The 19,561-nt window shown below is 68.2% G+C and carries 18 protein-coding genes; 8 read left to right on the top strand and 10 right to left on the bottom strand.

The features are described from left to right. Positions 1-130 precede the first annotated feature (130 nt). Positions 131-1,234: an RNA polymerase-binding protein DksA gene (gene dksA / locus DX912_RS17010; protein WP_115844560.1), complete on the bottom strand. Its 1,104-nt coding sequence runs from the start codon at positions 1,232-1,234 to the stop codon at positions 131-133. A 277-nt stretch (positions 1,235-1,511) separates the two neighbouring features. On the opposite strand from dksA, the gene yidD reads away from it, so the two are divergent. Genes yidD through DX912_RS16995 form a run of 3 tightly spaced genes read left to right on the top strand, consistent with a single transcriptional unit; the run spans position 1,512 to position 3,963 of the window. Next, positions 1,512-1,760 (top strand): membrane protein insertion efficiency factor YidD, encoded by a 249-nt coding sequence (gene yidD, locus DX912_RS17005; protein WP_115844556.1) that lies wholly within the window; start codon positions 1,512-1,514, stop codon positions 1,758-1,760. Further along, positions 1,745-3,091, top strand: coding sequence for a dihydroorotase (locus DX912_RS17000; protein WP_115844553.1), 1,347 nt, complete (start codon positions 1,745-1,747; stop codon positions 3,089-3,091). Before yidD ends, DX912_RS17000 begins: the two co-directional genes overlap by 16 nt. Beyond that, entirely contained in the window at positions 3,088-3,963 is an 876-nt protein-coding gene (locus tag DX912_RS16995) for a M23 family metallopeptidase (RefSeq protein WP_115844550.1), read from the top strand. The genes DX912_RS17000 and DX912_RS16995 overlap by 4 nt, the downstream gene beginning before the upstream one ends. Positions 3,964-4,331: 368 nt before the next feature. Here DX912_RS16995 and DX912_RS16990 read toward each other — a convergent pair whose 3' ends face one another. The 7 genes from DX912_RS16990 to efp all read right to left on the bottom strand — a co-directional run bounded on the left by DX912_RS16990 (position 4,332) and on the right by efp (position 11,556). After that, a complete protein-coding gene (locus DX912_RS16990) occupies positions 4,332-6,023 on the bottom strand; it encodes a GGDEF domain-containing protein (protein WP_181902879.1) in 1,692 nt (563 codons plus the stop codon). A gap of 143 nt (positions 6,024-6,166) precedes the next feature. Beyond that, positions 6,167-7,099 (bottom strand): GTP cyclohydrolase FolE2, encoded by a 933-nt coding sequence (gene folE2 / locus DX912_RS16985; protein WP_233433635.1) that lies wholly within the window; start codon positions 7,097-7,099, stop codon positions 6,167-6,169. 141 nt (positions 7,100-7,240) lie between these two features. After that, entirely contained in the window at positions 7,241-7,951 is a 711-nt protein-coding gene (locus DX912_RS16980; protein WP_147298669.1) for a phytoene/squalene synthase family protein, read from the bottom strand. Beyond that, positions 7,948-8,631, bottom strand: a complete 684-nt coding sequence (locus tag DX912_RS16975; protein ID WP_115844539.1) for a phosphoglycolate phosphatase — start codon at positions 8,629-8,631, stop codon at positions 7,948-7,950. Before DX912_RS16975 ends, DX912_RS16980 begins: the two co-directional genes overlap by 4 nt. Beyond that, on the bottom strand, positions 8,631-9,356 hold the full coding sequence (gene ubiG, locus DX912_RS16970) for a bifunctional 2-polyprenyl-6-hydroxyphenol methylase/3-demethylubiquinol 3-O-methyltransferase UbiG (protein WP_425477966.1): 726 nt from the start codon (positions 9,354-9,356) through the stop codon (positions 8,631-8,633). Before ubiG ends, DX912_RS16975 begins: the two co-directional genes overlap by 1 nt. Before the next feature lie 63 nt (positions 9,357-9,419). Further along, positions 9,420-10,763: a TRZ/ATZ family hydrolase gene (locus DX912_RS16965; protein ID WP_115844532.1), complete on the bottom strand. Its 1,344-nt coding sequence runs from the start codon at positions 10,761-10,763 to the stop codon at positions 9,420-9,422. Between the two features lie 226 nt (positions 10,764-10,989). Continuing rightward, positions 10,990-11,556, bottom strand: coding sequence for an elongation factor P (gene efp / locus DX912_RS16960; protein WP_115844530.1), 567 nt, complete (start codon positions 11,554-11,556; stop codon positions 10,990-10,992). 118 nt (positions 11,557-11,674) lie between these two features. Between efp and epmB the strand changes: the two genes are divergently transcribed. Further along, positions 11,675-12,700 carry an EF-P beta-lysylation protein EpmB gene (epmB, locus tag DX912_RS16955; protein WP_115844527.1) on the top strand — a complete coding sequence of 342 codons (1,026 nt, stop codon included), beginning with the start codon at positions 11,675-11,677 and terminating at the stop codon, positions 12,698-12,700. Positions 12,701-12,868: 168 nt separating this feature from the next. Then, positions 12,869-14,941, top strand: a complete 2,073-nt coding sequence (locus tag DX912_RS16950; protein WP_115844524.1) for an EAL domain-containing response regulator — start codon at positions 12,869-12,871, stop codon at positions 14,939-14,941. A gap of 77 nt (positions 14,942-15,018) precedes the next feature. On the opposite strand, the gene htpX is transcribed toward DX912_RS16950, so the two are convergent. After that, positions 15,019-15,915 carry a protease HtpX gene (gene htpX, locus DX912_RS16945; protein ID WP_115844521.1) on the bottom strand — a complete coding sequence of 299 codons (897 nt, stop codon included), beginning with the start codon at positions 15,913-15,915 and terminating at the stop codon, positions 15,019-15,021. A 119-nt stretch (positions 15,916-16,034) separates the two neighbouring features. On the opposite strand from htpX, the gene gluQRS reads away from it, so the two are divergent. From gluQRS to phaR, 3 genes are all read left to right on the top strand, one after another. After that, positions 16,035-16,913, top strand: coding sequence for a tRNA glutamyl-Q(34) synthetase GluQRS (gene gluQRS / locus DX912_RS16940; protein ID WP_115844642.1), 879 nt, complete (start codon positions 16,035-16,037; stop codon positions 16,911-16,913). Between the two features lie 85 nt (positions 16,914-16,998). Further along, positions 16,999-17,739 (top strand): acetoacetyl-CoA reductase, encoded by a 741-nt coding sequence (phbB, locus tag DX912_RS16935; protein WP_115844518.1) that lies wholly within the window; start codon positions 16,999-17,001, stop codon positions 17,737-17,739. A gap of 186 nt (positions 17,740-17,925) precedes the next feature. Beyond that, positions 17,926-18,420, top strand: coding sequence for a polyhydroxyalkanoate synthesis repressor PhaR (gene phaR / locus DX912_RS16930; protein WP_115844515.1), 495 nt, complete (start codon positions 17,926-17,928; stop codon positions 18,418-18,420). Between the two features lie 175 nt (positions 18,421-18,595). Here the strand turns inward: phaR and DX912_RS16925 are convergent, their stop codons facing one another. After that, positions 18,596-19,537, bottom strand: coding sequence for a M48 family metallopeptidase (locus DX912_RS16925; protein WP_115844512.1), 942 nt, complete (start codon positions 19,535-19,537; stop codon positions 18,596-18,598). Positions 19,538-19,561: the final 24 nt, after the last annotated feature.

The raw sequence follows: 19,561 nt of genomic DNA, 5'->3' as shown, positions 1-19,561 counted from the left end.
CGACGCTGGCGGATGGACCGGATCGGGCCGCATCGCCGCTTCGATCCGGCAGTTCGAACCGGCGGGTGGAAAAGAAAAACCCGGCGCGAAGCCGGGTCTTTCGTGTCGCATCGAAGCGGGGAGCGGTGGATCAGTCGCCCATCTGCTTCTGCAGGTGTTCCCAGCGCTCCTGCGCGTCGATGGTGCGCTCGGCGGTGAGGCGCGCTTCCAGGCGCTCCAGGCCGATTTCCTCGCCTGTGTCGACGCAGTAACCGTAATCGCCCGAGTCCACGCGCTTGAGCGTGCTGTCGATCTTGCTGATCAGCTTGCGGTAGCGGTCGCGGGTGCGCAGTTCCAGCGAGTTTTCGGTCTCGCGGGTGGCGCGCTCGGCTTCGTCGCCGACGTCGCGGACTTCGTCCTTGAGGTTCTCGATGGTCTGCTTGGATTCCTCGACCAGGTCGGTACGCCAGCCCAGCAGGCGCTGGCGGAAGTACTCGAGCTGGAGCGGGTTCATGTATTCCTCGTCGACCGTGGGCTTGTAGCCCTGCGGGACGATCGGGCGGCCAGTGGCCTCATCTGTCTGGTACGGCACGACTTTGACCTTGCCTTTCGGCGCGGGAGCCTGCGGCTTTGCGACAACGGCCACGGCCACCTTGCCGGCCGGGCGCGGAGCGGTCTTGGTCGCGGGATTGCTTGCGGCCGCCGCTTTGGTTGCAGGCGCCTTGTTGGATACGGGTTGCGTCACTGGATTCTTTGCGACTTCTGGCTTGCTGGCGACCGGTTTCGCCGTCGGGGATTCGACGGCCGGGCGCGCTGCTGCGGGTTTCTTGACGACGGGCTTGCTCTCCGGCTTCGCAGCCGTGGGCTTGCCTTCCTGGGGGGCGGCCTTCGCCGGCGTGGACTTCACCGGGGGAGCGGCCTTCTTGGCGGGCGCCGGAGCCTGCTTGGCGACCGGCTTGGGTGCCGGCGCCGCCTTCTTGGCGACGACGGGCTTCTTCGTGCTGGCGACCGGCTTGGCCGGCGCCTTCTTCGCCGCCGCAGCCTTCTTGGCGACCGGCTTGGTGGCGGGAGTCTTCTTTGCCGGAGCGGCCTTCTTGGCCACCGGCTTCTTGGCGGGCGCAGCCTTCTTCGCGACCGGCTTCTTCACCGCGGTCTTCTTCGCTGCGGGTTTGCTGGACGCGGCCTTCTTGGCGGCCGGCTTGACGGTCTTCTTGACGGCCTTGGCGGCCTTCTTCGCGGTTTTTTTCACTGCCACGAGCGACGTGTCCTTCTGATCCCTGAGGACCTCCGGACGACGGGTCCGAAGGCGGTGTGGAGCACAGCATGCCCCACTTCGTGTCCGCGCAGCATGACATCGCATGCATGTGCCGGACACCGTCCGCGGAGCCTCGATCGTGCTGGTTTCCGCGAAGGTCGGACGACCCGGAGATCGACCGAAAACTGGAGCCTTGTGACGGGAAAGCGCGCTGTTATACCCTGCCCCGGCACCTGCGGCAACCGCATATTCAGATGCCTGTCCGCATTAAGGAACCGTGATCGACCGTCTGCTCATCGTCCTTCTGCGAGGCTACAAGCGCTGGATCAGTCCGCTGCTTGGCCCGCGCTGCCGTTTCCATCCGACGTGCTCGGAATACGCCATGCAGGCCATCGCCCGTTTCGGCGCGTTCAAGGGCAGCTGGCTGGCGCTGCGGCGCATCCTGCGTTGCCATCCGCTTCACCCGGGCGGGATCGATCCCGTGCCGGAACCAACCTCCGGGAAACCCACATGCCATCGACACTGATCGTCAACGCCCGCCTGGTCAACGAAGGCCGTGAATTCGACGGCGACCTGCGGTTCGAGGACGGGCGTATCGCCCAGATCGGCACAGGACTGTCGGCGCGCGCGAACGAGTCGGTGATCGACGCCGGCGGCCGCCGCCTGCTGCCGGGCATGATCGACGACCAGGTGCACTTCCGCGAACCCGGCATGGAATACAAGGCCGACATCGCGACCGAATCGGCCGCCGCGGTGGCCGGCGGGCTGACGTCCTTCATGGACATGCCCAACACCAATCCGCCCACGCTCGACGCCGAGGCGCTGGAGAACAAATACCGCCGCGCCGAAGGCCGCGCATGGGGCAACTACGGCTTCTACATGGGCGCCAGCAACGACAACCTGGCCGCCATCCAGTCGCTGGATCCGCTCGCCGCGCCGGGCATCAAGGTGTTCATGGGCGCGTCCACCGGCAACATGCTGGTCGACAACCCGGAAATCCTCGACAGCATCTTCCGCGACGCACCCACGCCGATCATCACGCACTGCGAAGACACGCCGATGATCGATGCCGAACTCGCCCGCTACAAGGCGAAGTACGGCGACGACATCCCGGCCGCGTGCCATCCGGACATCCGCTCGCGCGAAGCGTGCATGAAGTCGACGCAGCTCGCGCTGTCGCTCGCGCGCAAGCACGACACGCGCCTGCACGTGCTGCACATCAGCACGGCCGACGAGCTGGCGCTGTTCGAAAAGGGACCGCTGATCCGCGCCGATGGCAGCCGCAAGCGCATCACCGCCGAAACCTGCATCCACTTCCTGCGTTTCGACCGCGCCGACTACGCGCGCCTGGGCAACCTGATCAAGTGCAACCCGGCGATCAAGGACGCGAGCGATCGCGAAGCGCTGATCCAGGCGTTGACCGACGACGTGATCGACGTGCTCGCCACCGACCACGCGCCGCACACGCTGGAAGAAAAGGCACGTCTCTACACTGGCGCGCCCAGTGGCCTGCCGCTGGTGCAGTACGCGCTGGTTGCCGCGCTTGAACTCGTGCACGAGGGACGTCTCACCACGTCGCAGGTCGTGCAGAAGTTCGCGCACGCACCCGCGCAGCTGTTCGACGTGAAGGGCCGCGGCTTCCTGCGCGAAGGCTACGCCGCCGACCTGGTGCTGATCGACGATACGCCGTTCACCGTGCAGCGCGAGGACGTGCTCTCCAAATGCGGCTGGTCGCCGTTCGAAGGCACCACGTTCCGTTCGCGCATCGCCTCGACCTGGGTCAATGGCGAACTCGCGTGGGACGGCCGCCAGCTGGTCGGCCAACCGCGCGGCGAGCGTCTGGCGTTCGATCGATGAGGTTTGCGAAAGGCGTCGCGCTGTCGCTGCTGGCGATGGCGTCGGCGGGTTGTTCGGCCGCACCGGTGGCGCCCGTCGTACCCAGCGTTGCGCAGGCGTCCGCGACGTCGAGCGTCGATACTCGCGTGGTGTTCCCGACGTCCGTGCAGCAGGGCGCGCTCGTGCTGGGCAAGGTACCGGCCAATGCGACCGTGCGATACGGCACGCGCGTGCTGCGCCCGACGAATTACGGCACGGTCGTGTTCGGCATCGGCCGCGACGAAGCCGGTCCGGTCAGCGTCGATGTCACCACCGCAGATGGCCGCACGCAGACGGCGCGCATCGTCGTGACGCCGCGCGACTGGCCGGTCGAGAACGTCCGCGGCGTGCCGCCGAAGACGGTCGAACCGCCGCCGGACATCGCCGCACGCATCGAGCGCGAACAGGCGCAGGTCACCGCCGCGCGTGCACGCGATGACGATCGCGCCGACTTCGCGCAGGCTTTCGTCTGGCCGGTGAAGGGCCGAATCAGCGGGCGCTTCGGCAACCAGCGCGTCTACAACGGCACGCCGAAATCGCCGCACTCGGGCATGGATATCGCCGCGCCGACGGGCACGCCGGTGCTGGCACCGGCGTCGGGCGTGGTCACATTCGCCGCGCCGGATCTCTACCTGACCGGCGGCACGCTACTGCTCGACCACGGCCATGGCGTGAGTTCGAATTTCCTGCACCTGTCGCGCATCGACGTGAAGGTGGGCGATCGCGTGCAGCAGGGCCAGGTGATTGGCGCGGTCGGCGCGACGGGTCGTGCGACGGGGCCGCATCTGCATTGGGGGATGAACTGGTTCGATGTGCGGGTCGATCCGTTGCTCGTTCTGGAACGCACGCAGTAAGAGCCAGTTGTTCACCTCTGTGGCGCGCTGCGGCGCGTTCTTTTCAGCGGCAACTGCAGTGCATCGCGGCGCGGTTCGATGTGCGTGTCGATCCGTTGCTGGTTCTGGAGCGCACGCAGTAGGCGACCGTTGTTCACCCCTGTGGCGCGTTCTACTTAGCGTGCGCCGCGGGTGAACCCCTCTCCCACCGGGAGAGGGGTTGGGGTGAGGGTCGGCGGAGTGTGGACGTCGCAACGCTGTCACTGACCGGGCGCTCGTGCTTTCCATCACGCGTCGCGGCATCGAACGTCCATGGATTCCCGCTTTCGCGGGAATGACGAGCCAAATGCGACGCCTGCCGTCAACACGCGACGCCTCGCAGGCCGGCCTCACGTCACCGTGCTCGTCCCATGCGAGTTCGCGGTATTCGACACCGGCGTGGCAGCGGTCGTGCGCAGTCGCGACGCTGTGTAGCCGGTCACGCGGTCGCGTCCGGCAGCCTTGCTCGCGTAGAGCGCCGCGTCGGCGCGTTCGAGCAGTTTCTCGACCGTCTCGCCGTAGTGCAGTTCGGCCACGCCCAGGCTCAGCGTCGTGTTGAACAGGCGGTTCTCGATGGACAGCGGCCGGCAGTTCACCGCGGCGCGCAGGTTCTCGGCCACGCACAGCGCTTCGCGAAGCTGCGTGTCGGGCAGGACGACGAGGACCTCGTCGCCACCGTAACGTCCGAACAGGTCGTACGTGCGCAGTCGGTTGCGCGTTCGCAGCGCGACGATCCGCAGCGTCTGGTCGCCCACGCGATGGCCGTGCGCGTCGTTGATGCGCTTGAAGAAGTCGATATCGAAGAACACCACCGACAGGGGCCGGCGTCCGCGGTGCGCCGCCTCGGCGAGCGCTTCCAGCCGTTCGTTGATCGCCGAACGCGTAAGCGCTCCCGTCAGCGCGTCGTAGGTCGCCAGGCGACTCGCATGATCGCGGTCGCGACGCATCTGGTGCATGTGGTCGGTCAGGCCGATGGTGAGCACGAGGCCGCCCATCGCAAGGCCGATCGGGAACGCGTATTCCATCCACTCGGGATTGCGCCAGCCGCCGAGCAGTTCGCCGAGTCGAAGCAGCACGAGCACGATCATCGGCGCCCACGAGAGCGCCATGAAGTACGCCTCGCGCTGACGTTCCCAGGCAGCGACCACGCTGGCGGCGAAGGTGGTCACGGCCGACACCAGGAAGACCGAATTCGCCACCCACGGCAGCCAGTTCGCGACGGTACCGAGGTTGGCCAGCAGCAACACCAGCAGCGCGGCGTTGCAGCCGTGCAGCACGCGCATGAAGCGCGGGTGGCGCTCGGGCAGGTTGAGATAGAGCGCGACGAAGCTGTTGCTGGCGACCACGCCCAGCAGGCCGAACATGCGACCGACGCGCGGATCGGCGCCGATCAGCTCCGCGAGCCAGGGCACGGCGCGCACCTCGCCACCGACCGAGGCGAGGTAGAACGCCTGTGCGGCAAGCGTCAGCGACAGGTACGCGTACGTCCGCTCGCCGATACCCACCCAGAAGCCCACCGCCAGCAGCGCGAGCACGACGAGCGTACCCAGCACGAAGGTGCGCAGCGCGACATGGCGCAGATCCTGCCGGTGCACGGCGGCAAGTGGTTCGACGTCGACCGACATGGCGGTCGGCGACAACGCGGTCACGCGGAGGTAGATCGATTCGCCCGTCGCCAGCCCCTGCGGAAGCGGAATGACGAGGGCGCGCGTGGAGAATTCGGGGTCGGAATCGGCGCCGACCAGTGCCCGCCGCAGGGGAATCGCGTCGCCGGGACGCCAGACCTCCACGCGGTTGAGGTACGGGAAGCGCAGGACGAGGTTCGGCGAATCGGCGGGCTGGACGGCTTGCCGGGCGGTCAGGCGCCACCAGCGCGGGCGTCGAGAGGTCTCGTGGATGGCCTGCCCTTCGACGCTGGCGAAGTCGGTCTGGTGCCGACCCGAGAGCACTTCCAGCGGAACCGGGTCGTCGTCGAGGCGGGACACGTCGAAGAACTGCGCCGACGCGGACGTCGCCACCAGCATGCCGAACGCGGCCATCATGGCCAGCCACCACCGACGAAAGGGTTTCCCCATAACCCGTCTAGGTCCCCGAGCAAGGTCGGGGAGCATAGCGTAATGAGACGACGGTCGCGGAATCGTCCGACGAAGGGCAGCGCCGCCGGGGCCGGCGGTGCCCCGGAAGGTCAGGCGCTGGCGCCCTGCCCGGTCACCCGCGCCACGGCGTCGTGGGCGTGAAGGCTTTCGAAATGCGAGACCTGGGCGTCGAAGCGCTCGATGCGTGCATCGGCCGACAGGACGGCAGCGACGCGACGGGCGGCGTCCTCGCAGAACATCAGGTTCTCGGCGTTGAGACGCGCGAAGGCCTGCTCGTCCTCGCGCTTGACCGCCGTCTGCACCGGCGTGGCGAGTGCGGTTTCGAGGGCGTCGATCAAGGCCGCCAGCGGCACTTCGTCGAAGGCCGGGCGCAGCTCGACGCGCACGTCGGCGCGGCTGCGCTGGGCGTGGGGCGTCGCGGCAAGGCCGCGCTCGGACGCGAGCCATTCGCTCACCACCGCCGCCGACAGCGGGCGCGCGGCGGCGAAATCCTCGGCGAAGCGTTCGGCGTTGAGCTGGCGCGAGAGCGCCGCCGAGGCCGGGCAGGTGCTGGAGTATTCGACCGAAAACGCCAATGCCAGGTGCAGGTGGCCGTCGCGCAGGGTCGCGTCGATCTCGACCGGATAGCGCTTCCACCCGGCGTTGTCGCTGGCGAGCGCGCGGCGCAGCAGCAGTTGTTCGTAGCGCAGCACGAGGCGGGCAGAGGTGGAAATCCCGCCCTGCTTCTCCACCAGCGTCTGCAGCACGCGGCGCAGGCCGGCGGGCGTCACGGTCTCGCTGGCGAAGGCGTTCTGCAGTTGCAGGTACATGCGCGACATGTGGATGCCGCGGGCGTTGGCGTCCTTCAGGTCGACGCTGACGTCGACCGAGGCGGCGACGGTGATCGCCTCGCCATCGGGCCCGGCCACGCGGAGCGGCAGGGCGATGTTGGACATGCCGACCCAGTCGAGCGGTCGCGCCGCGGCGGCGGCGTCGAAGGCGACATCGGGAAGACGGCGCGGAGTGGTGGAAGTCGTGGTCACGGCGGACGAAGTGGGGTTGGCGCGGGGGAGCGCAAGCCGGGCCATTGTAGCGGCCGCATCCGGACGGTCGGCCGGACAGGTTGCAACAGTCAGTTTCGAGGCGCCGCCGCGCCTATCGCGGCGATAGCCCCGACATGGCGTTCACGCACGCGCCCCGCGCCAGGCGGTCCACAGCGCCGACCAGGGCGGCAAAGGCTGGGAGGCATCGCCGCGTCGCAGGCGCTGCCGCGCGAGCGCGTTCCATACCCGGCGCGGTCGGCCGGCATCGCCACGCGGCCAGTGCGCGAGCAACTCGGCGGCCCAGGCGTGCGTCGTAGCGCCCTCGCCCGCCCGGGCGATCACGCTCATCGGCACCGCCGCCTCATTCGTATGTGCGAGCCGCGCCTGGAGCAGCCCGGCCTGGACGACCGAGACGCTAGTTGACGTCGCATCGAACAACGCCGTCTCGATGTCCGCCACCGCCTGCGCGAACGGTGCGAGCGCGGCGAAGGCCTCGTCGCGATCGCGCGGGCGTTCGCGGCTCTCGCGCAGCGACGGAATGGCCGCGCCCAGCGTGGTCCATGGCACCGGAAGCTTCTGCAAGGCCAGGCCGATCGGGTGACGGCGAATGCCGCGCGACCAGCCCTGCAGTTCTTCCATCCACCACGCGAGCTTCGCCTCGCCCGGGCGTGCATCGCTGCCGCCCCAGGCGGCATCGGTCAGTTCCTGCTGCAGGGCTGCCCATGCGAGCGCGACCTCACGCTGCTCAGGACGTACGAACGCCTGCGCGACGGCCCATTCCGGCCAGCGCGCGCGCCACTTGTCGAGGAAGCTGTCGAGCGCTTCGTCGCGCGAGGGTGCGGCATCGCTCATCGCGTGCCCGGCCACGCGTCGGCGGCGATCAGTTGCGACGGCACGTCGATCATGACGTCGCCCTGCCAGGCGATCGGGTTGTCCTCGTCGAGGCGATACCCCCACAGCGCGACCACCGACGGCATGCCCGCGGCGCGCGCGGCGATGATGTCGCGCTCGTCGTCGCCGACGTAAACGCACTGCTCCGCCGCCACGCCGATGCGCTCGGCCGCGACGATCAGCGGTAGCGGATCGGGTTTGCGCGCGCTCAGCGTGTCGCCGCCGATCAGCACCGCGCAGCGCTGCTCCCAGCCCAGTACGGGCATCAGCTGGCGCGCGAGATACTCGGGCTTGTTGGTGACGATGCCCCATGTGCAGCCGGCGTTTTCCAGCGCTTCGAGCATCGCGTCGACACCCTCGAACAGCGTGCCGTGGTGGCCCAGCGCACGCTGGTAGCAGTCGAGGAATTCGGGAATCCAGCGCTCGCGTTCATCGTCGGGAACGTCGGGGAAGGCCGCCGCGACCATGGCGCGTGCGCCCTTCGAGACGTGCGGACGCAGTTGTTCCAGCGGCATCGGCGGCTGGCCGCGCGCGGCACGCATCGCGTCGATCGCCGCGACCATGTCGGGCGCGCTGTCGAGCAGCGTGCCGTCCAGGTCGAACAGCACGGCCTTCGGGTATGCCACCGCGTCGGCTGCCATCAGGCGGCGTCCGGCTTCGACGCGCAGGCGAGGTAGTTCACGTCGGTACGCGAGATGACGCGCGCCGCGTTGCGCCACGGTTCGTACATCAGGCCGCTGACGTCTTCCAGCGCCAGGCCAGAGGCACGCAGCCACGCGCCCAGCTCGTGCGGCTTGATGAAGTCGCGGTACTGATGCGTGCCGCGCGGCAGCAGGCGGGCGATGTATTCGGCGCCCACGATGGCCAGCGCAAACGCCGCCGGCGTGCGGTTCAACGTCGACAGGAACAGCTTTCCGCCCGGGCGCAGAAGCGTCGCGCAGGCACGGATGATCGAACCCGGATCGGGCACGTGCTCGAGCATCTCCATGCAGGTGATCGCATCGAACTGGCCGGCCATTTCGTCGGCGAGCGACTCGACCGATTGCAGGCGGTAATCGACCTTCACGCCCGATTCCAGACCGTGCAGGCGAGCGACCTTCACCAGTTCCGGCGCGAGATCGAGCGCGGTGACCTGCGCGCCTTCGCGCGCCATCGCTTCGCTGAGCAGGCCCGCGCCGCAGCCGACGTCGAGCACGCGCGCGCCACGCAGCGGCGTGCGCGCGGCGACGTAGCCCAGCCGCGCCGGATTGAGCGCGTGCAGCGCCTTCTGCGGGCCTTCGGGATCCCACCAGCGCTGCGCGAGCGCGCCGAACTTGTCGAGCTCGGACTGGGTGTAGTTGCTGTCGGTGGAAGTCTGGGTCGTCACACTAATTCTCCAGGTGCGTCGTTCCCGCGAACACGGGAACGACGGACAGTGCGGTCGTTGGCGTCACGTCAGCCTGATCGCCGCGATCCGCTCGCGCCACTGCCGCGCGTTGGCGACCAGCGCGGCGGCGTCCATGTCGACGAGCATGCGTTCGCGAAGTTTTGCGCGTCCGGCGATCCACACATCGCTCACGTGGTGGCGGCCGGTTGCGTAGATCAGCTGCGAGACGACGTGGTGCAGCGGCTGCGTTTCGATCTGGCCGAGGTCGACGCAGACGACGTCAGCCTGCTTGCCCGGTTCGATCGAGCCGATCTTCGCCTCGAAACCGAGCGCGCGCGCGCCGCCAAGCGTGGCGGCATGCAGCGCGGTTGCGGCATCGAACGCGGACGCGTCTTCGGCCACGGCCTTGGCCAGCAGCGCCGCAGTGCGCGTTTCGCCAAACATGTCCAGATCGTTGTTGCTCGCGCAGCCGTCGGTGCCGATGGCGACGTTCACGCCGGCCTTCACCAGCTTGCCGACCGGGCAGAAGCCCGACGCCAGCTTGAGGTTGGATTCCGGGCAATGCACGACGCTCACGCCGCGCTGCGCGCACAGCGCGATTTCCGCGTCGGTGAGCTGCGTCATGTGCACGGCGATGAGGCGGTCGTTGATCAGGCCGAGGCGGTCCAGCCGCGCGATCGGACGCTGGCCGAGCTTGGCGTGCGATTCGGACACTTCATGCGCCGTCTCGTGCGTGTGCAGGTGCACGGGGATGTCGAGCTGGTCCGACAGCATGCGGATGCGCTCGAAGTTCTCGTCCGACACCGTGTACGGCGCATGCGGCGCGAAGGTGGTGGCGACCAGCGGATCGTCGCGCCACTGGTCATGCACTTCGCCGGCGCGCTCGAAGTATTCCTCGCTCGTCTTCGCCCACGCGGTAGGGAAGTCGATCACCGGCAGGCCCACGCGGGCACGGAAGCCGTGCTGCTTGTAGACGGCGGCCTGCACGTCGGGGAAGAAGTAGTTCTCGTTGGCGCAGGTGGTGCCGCCGCGGAGCATCTCGGCGATCGCCAGCGTGATGCCGTCCTCGATGAACTCCGGCCCCATCACCGCGCCTTCCACCGGCCAGATGTGGCCCTGCAGCCACTCCATCAGCGGCAGGTCGTCGGCGATGCCGCGCAGCAGCGTCATCGGGTTGTGCGTGTGCGCGTTGACCAGGCCGGGGATCAAGGCGGCGTCGGGACGCGATACGGTCTCGGCAGCATCGAAGCGCGCGCGTGCCTCGCGGGTCGGCAGCACGGCGACGATCTCGCCATCGCGCACGGCCACGGCGTGATCCTCGAGCACCACGCCGTGCGGTACGACCGGGACCACCCAGCCGGCTTCGATCAACAGGTCGCAGGCTTCGGGGGTGCGGTCGTGGGTCATGCGGCCTCGCTTTGTCTGCTCCCTCCCCTGCCTGCAGGGAAGGGTTGGAGAGGTGTTGCGAGCCGGGTTGCGGCTCGCACGTTCCAGGATCGCTTGCCTATGTTGCGGCAAGCGCGTCGGCGGGCGGGAAGAGGACCTTCGGGCCGCGCGACAGCCTGGATCCCGGCCTTCGCCGGGATGACGATCTGGCAGACCCGTGGTCGCGAGGCGGCCACGGGTCGGATCGTCACTTCACGCGGCTGACGTACTCGCCCGAGCGCGTGTCGACCTTGATGATTTCTTCCTGGCCGACGAACAGCGGCACGCGGACCACGGCGCCGGTTTCCAGCGTCGCCGGCTTGCCGCCACCGCCCGAGGTGTCGCCACGGACGCCCGGATCGGTCTCGGTGATCTTCAGTTCGACGAAGTTCGGCGGCTGCACGGCGATCGGCGTGCCGTTCCACAGCGTCACGACGCATTCTTCCTCGCCCTTGAGCCACTTCTCGGCGCCGCCCATGCCGGCCTTGTCGGCCTGCACCTGCTCGAACGACTCCTGGTTCATGAAGTGCCAGTACTCGCCGTCGGAATAGAGGTACTGCATGTCGGTGTCGACGACGTCGGCCTGTTCGACGTTGTCGGTGGCCTTCATGGTCATTTCGACCACGCGGCCGGACTTGATGCTGCGGTACTTCACGCGCGTGAAGGCCTGGCCCTTGCCCGGCTTGACGTACTCGGTTTCGGTGATGATGCACGGGTCGTTGTTGACCAGGATCTTCTGTCCGGTCTTGACGTCGTTCATGCCCAGGCTGGCCATGAGTGGAACTCCTGCGTAGGTGAATAGGTGTCGCCCCCGCCCGGACGTGGGCAGGAGGCTAGAATGTCGGGCTGTTGTGCCCGGCCGATGGCCGCGGCGCAAGGAAAACCGGTCCGCCATGATACCTGCTGCCCCCGCCCCTCTTCACCCCGCCCCCTCCCACGCCGCCTCGCCGCGCTGGCAGCAGTTGTGGCGCGACGCCGTGCGCGACCCGCGCGAACTGCTGGCGATGCTGGGACTGGACGCCGACGGGCTGGGCATGTCGGACGAGGCGGCGGCGCAGTTCCCGCTGCGCGTGCCGCACGGGTTCGTCGCGCGCATGCGCCACGGCGATCCGCACGACCCCCTGCTGCGCCAGGTGCTGCCGCTCGATGCCGAGATGCGCCCCATGCCCGGCTTCACGCTGGACGCCGTCGGCGATGGCGCGGCGAAGGCCGGCCACGGCATCATCCGGAAATACCGCGGCCGGGCGCTGCTCATCGCCACCGGCTCGTGCGCGATCCACTGCCGCTACTGCTTCCGGCGCTACTTCCCCTATGCGGAAGAAACCGCCGCCGCCGCGGGCTGGCGCGAGGCGGTGGCCGCGATCGGCGCCGATGCCTCGATCGACGAAGTCATCCTCTCCGGCGGCGACCCGTGGTCCCTCGCCACGCCCAAGCTGGCCGAGCTGACCGACGCGCTGGCGGCCATCCCGCATCTGAAGCGCCTGCGCGTGCACACGCGCCTGCCGGTCGTGCTGCCCGAACGCGTCGACGACGCACTCGTTGCCTGGCTCGCGTCCCTGCCATGGCCGGTCACCATCGTGCTGCACGCCAACCACGCCAACGAATTCGACGCCCACGTCGACGCGGCGCTCGACCGTCTTCGCGCTACCGGCGCGATGCTGCTCAACCAGGCCGTGCTGCTGCGGGGGGTCAACGATTCGGTCGATGCCCTGACCGCGTTGAGCGAGCGCGGCCACGCCGCGGGCGTGCTGCCCTACTACCTGCACCAGCTCGACCGCGTGCAGGGCGCGGCGCATTTCGAAGTTCCCGACGACACCGCGCTGCGTCTGCACCGCGAACTGGCCGCCCGCGTGTCCGGCTACCTGGTGCCCAGGCTCGTGCGCGAAGTCGCCGGCGATACGGGCAAGCGTCCGCTCTGAAGTTGCGTCCCGGGCGCCGCGTCGCCCGAGTTAACAGCGCCTGCGCGACGCCGGTCTCAAGTTCGAGGCGCCCGGGTCGCTAAATCGTCATATCCCCCAGTTCCAACTTGCGTGAATGGACTGAACGCTCCCGTTCATGTCATAACTTGCGTTCGGGGAGGTGACGCAATGCAATTCGGTAAAGACACGGCGCTGCGCCTGCTGATCGTCGACGACAGCGTCGAGGCAGCCGAGGCCATCGTCAGCGGCCTGCGCAACAGCGGTATCGCCGTGCGCCCGTCGCGACCGGAAAACGAGAACGAGCTGGCCTCGCTCATCGCGAGCCAGACGCCGGATCTGGTGCTCGCCGCGCGCGAGGCCACGCTGGTCCCGATCACTAAGGTCATGCAGGCGGTCGACGCCAGCGGCAAGGACCTGCCGGTGCTGATGCTGCTGGACACCGTGGACGACTCCCGCCTGATGGAGATGATCACGCTTGGTGCTCGCGGCATCCTGCTTCGCCGCAGTGGCGAGCATGTCAACGTGCGGGTTCGGCAGGAGTGGGCGGACCTCGAGGCGCGCCGTTCGCAGCGCCGCCTGGAAGCGCAGATCCGCGAGACCGAACGCCGCTGCGACGCGCTCATCGACTCCTCGCGCGAGCCCATCGCCTACATCCACGAAGGCATGCACATCCGCGCCAACCCGGCGTACCTGGAGATCTTCGGCTTCGAGTCGTTCGAGGACATCGAAGGCATGTCGCTGCTGGACCTGATCGCCCCGTCCAAGGTCGAAGGTTTCAAGCAGCTGCTCAAGCAGATCAGCAAGGGCGAAGCGCCGCCCCGCCACGAAACCGAAGCGCGCGCGCTCGACGGCAGCGGCTTCCCGGCGGTGATGGAATTCACGCCCGCGACGTACGAAGGCGAACACTGCCTGCAGGTGATCCTGCGCCGGCAGGAGGTCGACCCCGAGCTCGCACGCGAAGTCGAGGAACTGCGCCAGCGCGACCAGGTCACCGGCCTGTTCAACCGCGCGACGTTCCTGCGCTCGCTGGAAGACACCGTCGCCGACGCCGCGCAGAACGCATCGCACCACGGCCTGCTGCTGATCGAACCGGACCACTTCAACCGCCTGCTGCAGGACATCGGCCTGGACGCAGCCGATGCACTCGTGTCCGCGATGGGCGACCGTCTGCGCACCGCGCTGGGGGCCGATCATGTCGCCGCTCGTTTCGGCGAGCACCAGTTCGCCGTGCTCGTGCCCAACGCCGACCACCGCACCGTCACCGGTTTGTCGGAAAAGCTGCGCGCCGCCTTCGCCGACCACGTGCTGGAAACTGCGGACCGCTCGGTCAGCACCACCGTCAGCATCGGCGGCGTGCTCATCGGCGAGAAGATCGCCAGCATCACCGCGGTCCTCGGCAAGGCGAGCCAGTGCCTGCAGTCGGCCAGCGGCGTAGGCGGAAACCGCACCGAGCTGTTCGACCCCGGCGCGGCCGATCGCGCCGAGGAAGAGCGCGTGGAAGCGTGGGTGCAGCGCATCCGCGAAGCGCTCGATGCCGACCGTTTCGTCATGGAGTACCAGCCGCTCATTGCCATGCACGGCGAGCCGCTGGAGATGTACGAGGCCTACCTGCGCCTGCAGGGCGAACACGGCGAACTCGTGCCGCCGCTGGCGTTCCTGCAGATCGCCGAGGAACACGGCCTGCTGTGGGAAATCGACCGATGGGTGGTCGGCAAGGCGATCTCCGTGATCGGCGAGCGCTCGCGCGCCGGCCGCCCGACGACGGTGCTGGTGAAGATCACGCAGGCCTCCCTGCAGGACAACACGCTGGCGCAGTTCATCCAGGAGAAGCTCGCCAAGCACGGTGCCGACGGCAACCTGCTCGTCCTCCAGTTGCCCGAATCGAAGGTGTTCACGCACCTGCGCGCGGCGCAGGAATTCCAGGCGCAGGTCGCGCAATACGGCGTGCGCGTGGGCCTGGAGCAGTTCGGCGTGGGTCTGAACTCGTTCCAGCTGCTGACGCACTTCAACGCTGCGCTGCTCAAGATCGACCGCAGCTTCATGGAAGACCTGGGCAGCAACCCGGCCCATCAGGCGCGGCTCAAGGAAATCGCGGAAAAGGCGCGCGAACAGGGCAAGACCACCATCGCCGAGTTCGTGCAGGACGCGGCCAGCATGAGCGCGCTGTTCGGCGCCGGCATCGACTACGCGCAGGGCAACTTCCTCGCGCCGCCGGGGCCGGCGATGGATTACGAGTTCTGATCCATCTGCAACGTGTCGCAGAAAAAAGCCCGCCTTCCGGCGGGCTTTTTCGTTTTATCGACCCGGCAGTTTCGCGATCAGCTCACGACCGTTCCGCGCACCTGCTCCATCGGCGCGTTCTGCAGCGCGAGGATGCGTTCTTCCAGCGGCGGATGGGTCAGGAACAGGCGGCGCAGGCCGTGGCCCACCGCGCCGCTGATGCCGAACGCCTGCACCGTCTTGGGCAGCGTGCTTTCGCCATAGGTCATCGACAGGCGCTGCAGCGCGGCGATCATCTTGTCGCGTCCGGCCAGGCGCGCACCGCCGGCATCTGCGCGGAACTCGCGATGACGCGAGAACCACATCGCGATGATGCTGGCGAACAGGCCGAAGATCATGTCCAGCACGAACACGATGGCGAAGTAGCCCAGGCCCGGGCCGCCTTCGCGATTGCCGCTGAGATAGCTGTCGATGACGCGGCCGACGACGCGCGCCAGCACGATCACGAACGTGTTCAGCACGCCCTGGATCAGCGCCATCGTCACCATGTCGCCGTTGGCGACGTGGCTGACTTCGTGGCCCAGCACGGCCTCGGCTTCGTCGCGGTTCATCGCGCGCAGCAGGCCGGTGGACACGGCGACCAGCGAGCTGTTGCGGCTCGGGCCGGTGGCGAAGGCGTTGATTTCCGGCGCGTCGTAGATGGCGACTTCGGGCATCTTGATGCCCGCCGCTTCGGCCTGGCGCCGCACGGTGTTGACCAGCCACTGCTCGGATTCGTTGCGCGGCTGCTCGATCACGTGCGCGCCGGTAGAGCGCTTGGCCATCCACTTGGAGATCATCAGCGAGAACAGCGAGCCGCCGAAGCCGAACACCGTCGCCATCACCAGCAGGCCGGAGAACTGCTGCGGATTCACGCCGAGCACCGACATGACGATGCTGAGCAGGATCAGGACCGCGAAGTTGGTCGCTAGGAAGAGGAATACACGCTTGAACATGATGGGAACCTTTTGCGCCCCACGGGCGCGACATGCAGGAAAAATGTGGCACGCTGCCGTTGAATTCAAGTGAAATCCGCAACCAGCCCTTTGCCTGACGAGCTCTTGTGATCGCGCCTATCGCACCATCGGGCTACCGCGGCCGTTTCGCGCCTTCTCCGACCGGCGATCTCCATTTCGGTTCCCTGCTCGCCGCCTTCGGCAGCTGGCTGCTGGCGCGCCACGCCGGCGGCCGCTGGCTGGTGCGCGTGGAGGATCTTGATCCGCCGCGCGAAGTCGCCGGCGCCGCTCGTCGGCAACTCGATGCGCTGCGCGCGTTCGGCCTGGAATCCGACGAGGAAATCGTCTGGCAGAGCCGGCGTTCGACGCTGTATGAGGCCGCGCTCGTGAAGCTGCTGCAGGACGGTCGCGCCTTTTACTGCCATTGCAGCCGCACCGACCTTGCCACCGTGGCAGGGGTCCATCGCGCGTGCGTCGCGAGCCGGCTCCGTCCGGATCCCGCGGTTCGCCTGCGCGTGGACGATGGCAGCGTGGTGGCATTCGACGACGCGATCGCCGGCCGCATCGAACAGGACGTGGCGCGCGAGGTCGGAGATTTCGTGCTCCGTCGCGCGGACGGTTTCTGGGCGTACCAGCTGGCGGTCGTGGTCGACGACGCCGACCAGGGCATCACCGACGTCGTCCGCGGTGCCGACCTGCTGGATTCCACACCGCGGCAGATCCTGCTCCAACGCGCGCTCGGCCTGCCAACGCCGCGTTACGTGCACCTGCCGCTGGTGCTGGGGCCGGACGGGCGCAAGCTGTCCAAATCCGATGCGGCGCAGCCGGTGGATGCGGCCGAACCGGTGGCCACGCTGCGCGCGGCATGGGCGCGCCTCAGGCAGGCGCCGGATGCGCTGGCCGACGCGCGCGACGTGGCCCACCTGCTCGCGCGCGCCGTGGCCTCGTTCGACCCCACGCGCATTCCGCGGCACGACGCCGGACCGCACGAAATGTAATGAGCGGCCCGCACGATGGCCGCAGCCTTGCCTCTAGAATCGAGCCAGGCCGCGCGCCGTGCGGGCCTGCCCAGGAGATCCCCACATGCAGTCTCGCGTCGCCCTCGTCACCGGCGGTACCGGCGGTATCGGCAGTTCGATCGTCCAGCGCCTCGCGGCCATGGGCCATCGCGTCGCGACCAACTACCGCGACGAAGGACGTGCGCTGGCCTGGCAGTCGAAAATGCGCGAGCGCGGCGTCGACGTGGTGCTGGCGCGCGGTGACGTCTCCTCGCCGGAGGAAGCGCAGTCGCTGGTGGCCGACATCGAGCGCGACCTCGGCCCGATCGAGGTGCTGGTCAACAACGCCGGCATCACGCGCGACTCCACCTTCCACCGCATGACGCCGATGCAGTGGAACGAGGTGATCGGCACCAACCTCAATTCCTGCTTCAACGTGACGCGCCCCGTCATCGAGGGCATGCGCGAGCGCAAGTGGGGCCGCATCGTGCAGATCAGCTCGATCAACGGCCTGAAGGGCCAGTACGGGCAGGCGAATTACGCGGCGGCCAAGGCCGGCATGCACGGTTTCACGATTTCGCTGGCGCGCGAGAACGCCCGCTTCGGCATCACGGTCAATACCGTCTCGCCCGGCTACGTCGCCACGGACATGGTGATGGCGGTACCGGAGGACGTCCGGGCCAAGATCGTGGCGGAAATCCCGACCGGACGCCTGGGCTCGCCGGACGAAATCGCGTACGCCGTGTCGTTCCTGGTCGCCGAGGAAGCGGCGTGGATCACCGGCTCGAACCTCGACATCAACGGCGGCCACCATATGGGCTGGTGACGGCGCGAGCGCGGCGACACTGCGGTGCCCCGAGCCGATGCATACCTGTTTCAGCCGGCGTTACCGGTCGTGACGACGCCGTCCCCATTCACCGCACCGACGCCCGGCAACCGTGCCCGGCGGCAGTTGCAAGCCCCGGCCCGCTGCGCCATGCTGCGAAGCATCACGATTTAGAGCCGAAGCTCCATGGCCTCGATGCGCGTCATCAAGAAGTATCCGAACCGACGGCTCTACGACACCGAGATTTCGAGCTACATCACCATCGAGGACGTGCGACAGCTCATCGTCGACGGCGAGGAATTCGAGGTGCGCGACGCCCGCAGCGGCGAAGACCTTACCCGCCAGGTGCTGCTGCAGATCATCGCCGAGCACGAACAGGACGGCGAACCGGTCCTGTCGACCCAGCTGCTCAGCCAGATCATCCGCTTCTACGGCGACTCGCTGCAGGGCTTCATGGGCAGCTACCTGGAGCGGTCGATGCAGGTCTTCCTCGACCAGCAGCAGCAGTTCCGCAACCAGATGGGCGGCATCCTCGGCCAGACGCCGTGGGCGCTGATGAACCAGCTCACCGAGCGCAACCTGCAGATGTGGAACGAGTTCCAGCGCAACCTGTCCGGCAACGTCGGCCAGAGCACCACCCCGCCGCCGAACAAGGCGAAGGGCGGAGAGCAGAAGCGCTAGGTCCGTTCCCGATTCGGGAACCGGGGTTCGGGATTCGCAGAGCCTCGCCGGAGCCGTCATCCCGGCGAAAGCCGGGACCCAGACCCTCACCCTGACCGGCATGCCTAGCCCGAATTCGGCTTCCGCCGAGGTGACGGACTAACCGAACAGGCAAACCGGTTCGAACCGCCCGCCCTCACCGCGCCGCCGTAGCCGCTTTCGCCCCGGCCCCGCAGAACTGGGCGCGGAACTGCTCCGCCTGCGGCATCAACGACTGCAGCACCTGAATGCGATTGGCCGGATCCGGATGCGTCGACGCGAACTCCGGCGGGCGCTCGCCGCCGCCCAGCTCTGACATCCGCTCCCATAGCGGGATCGCCGCATGCGGGTCGTAGCACGCGGCCGCCGCCAGCATCAGCCCGACCTTGTCCGCCTGCGTCTCGTGATTGCGGCCGTACGGCAGGATGAATCCGTACTGCGCCCCGGCACCCAGCGCGGCCATCACGGCCTGCTGCTGTTGCGGGTCCATGCCGCCGATGGCCATGCCGGCGGCCATCTGCCCCATCTGCACCAGTTTCTGCTGCGCCATGCGCTGGCTGCCGTGTCGCAGCAGCGCGTGCGCGATTTCGTGGCCCATCACCACGGCCATCGCGTCGGCGTTCTGGGCGATGGGGATGAGCCCGGTGTAGACCGCCATCTTTCCGCCGGGCAGGCAGAACGCGTTGGCCTGGTCGGACTGGATCACTGCGACGTCCCACTGGAACTGCTGGTGGTCGGTCGGTGTCTGCTGCTGGTTCTGCGCGGCGAGGGTCGCGGTCACTTCGGGAACGCGCTGGATCAGCCGCTCGGCGATCTGCCGGATCTGCACGCTCGCCTGGGAATCGGGCGGCAGCAGCGCGCCCTGGGCATTCGCATCGCCCAGCACCTGCTGGAACGCCTGCGCCCCCAGCTGCACTTCCTCGTCGGCGGTCGTGCCGTAGTGGGCCTTCTCGCCCGTGTACGGGTCCACTCGGGCATTGCCGAACCACTGCCATGCCGCATATCCGGCGAACAGGATCAGGATCCACCAGCGGATCCCGCCGAAGCCGCGCCGGGGCCGGCCCTGCTGCCGCGCACCGCCGAAGGGGTCTGTCCTCATCCGCATCTCCTGATTCAATCGCTG

It is taken from the genome of Lysobacter soli (genome assembly GCF_003382285.1).
GTDB lineage: Bacteria > Pseudomonadota > Gammaproteobacteria > Xanthomonadales > Xanthomonadaceae > Lysobacter_J > Lysobacter_J soli.
The sequence above is the reverse complement of the archived record's forward strand: the minus strand, read 5'-3'. Positions and strand labels throughout refer to the sequence as shown.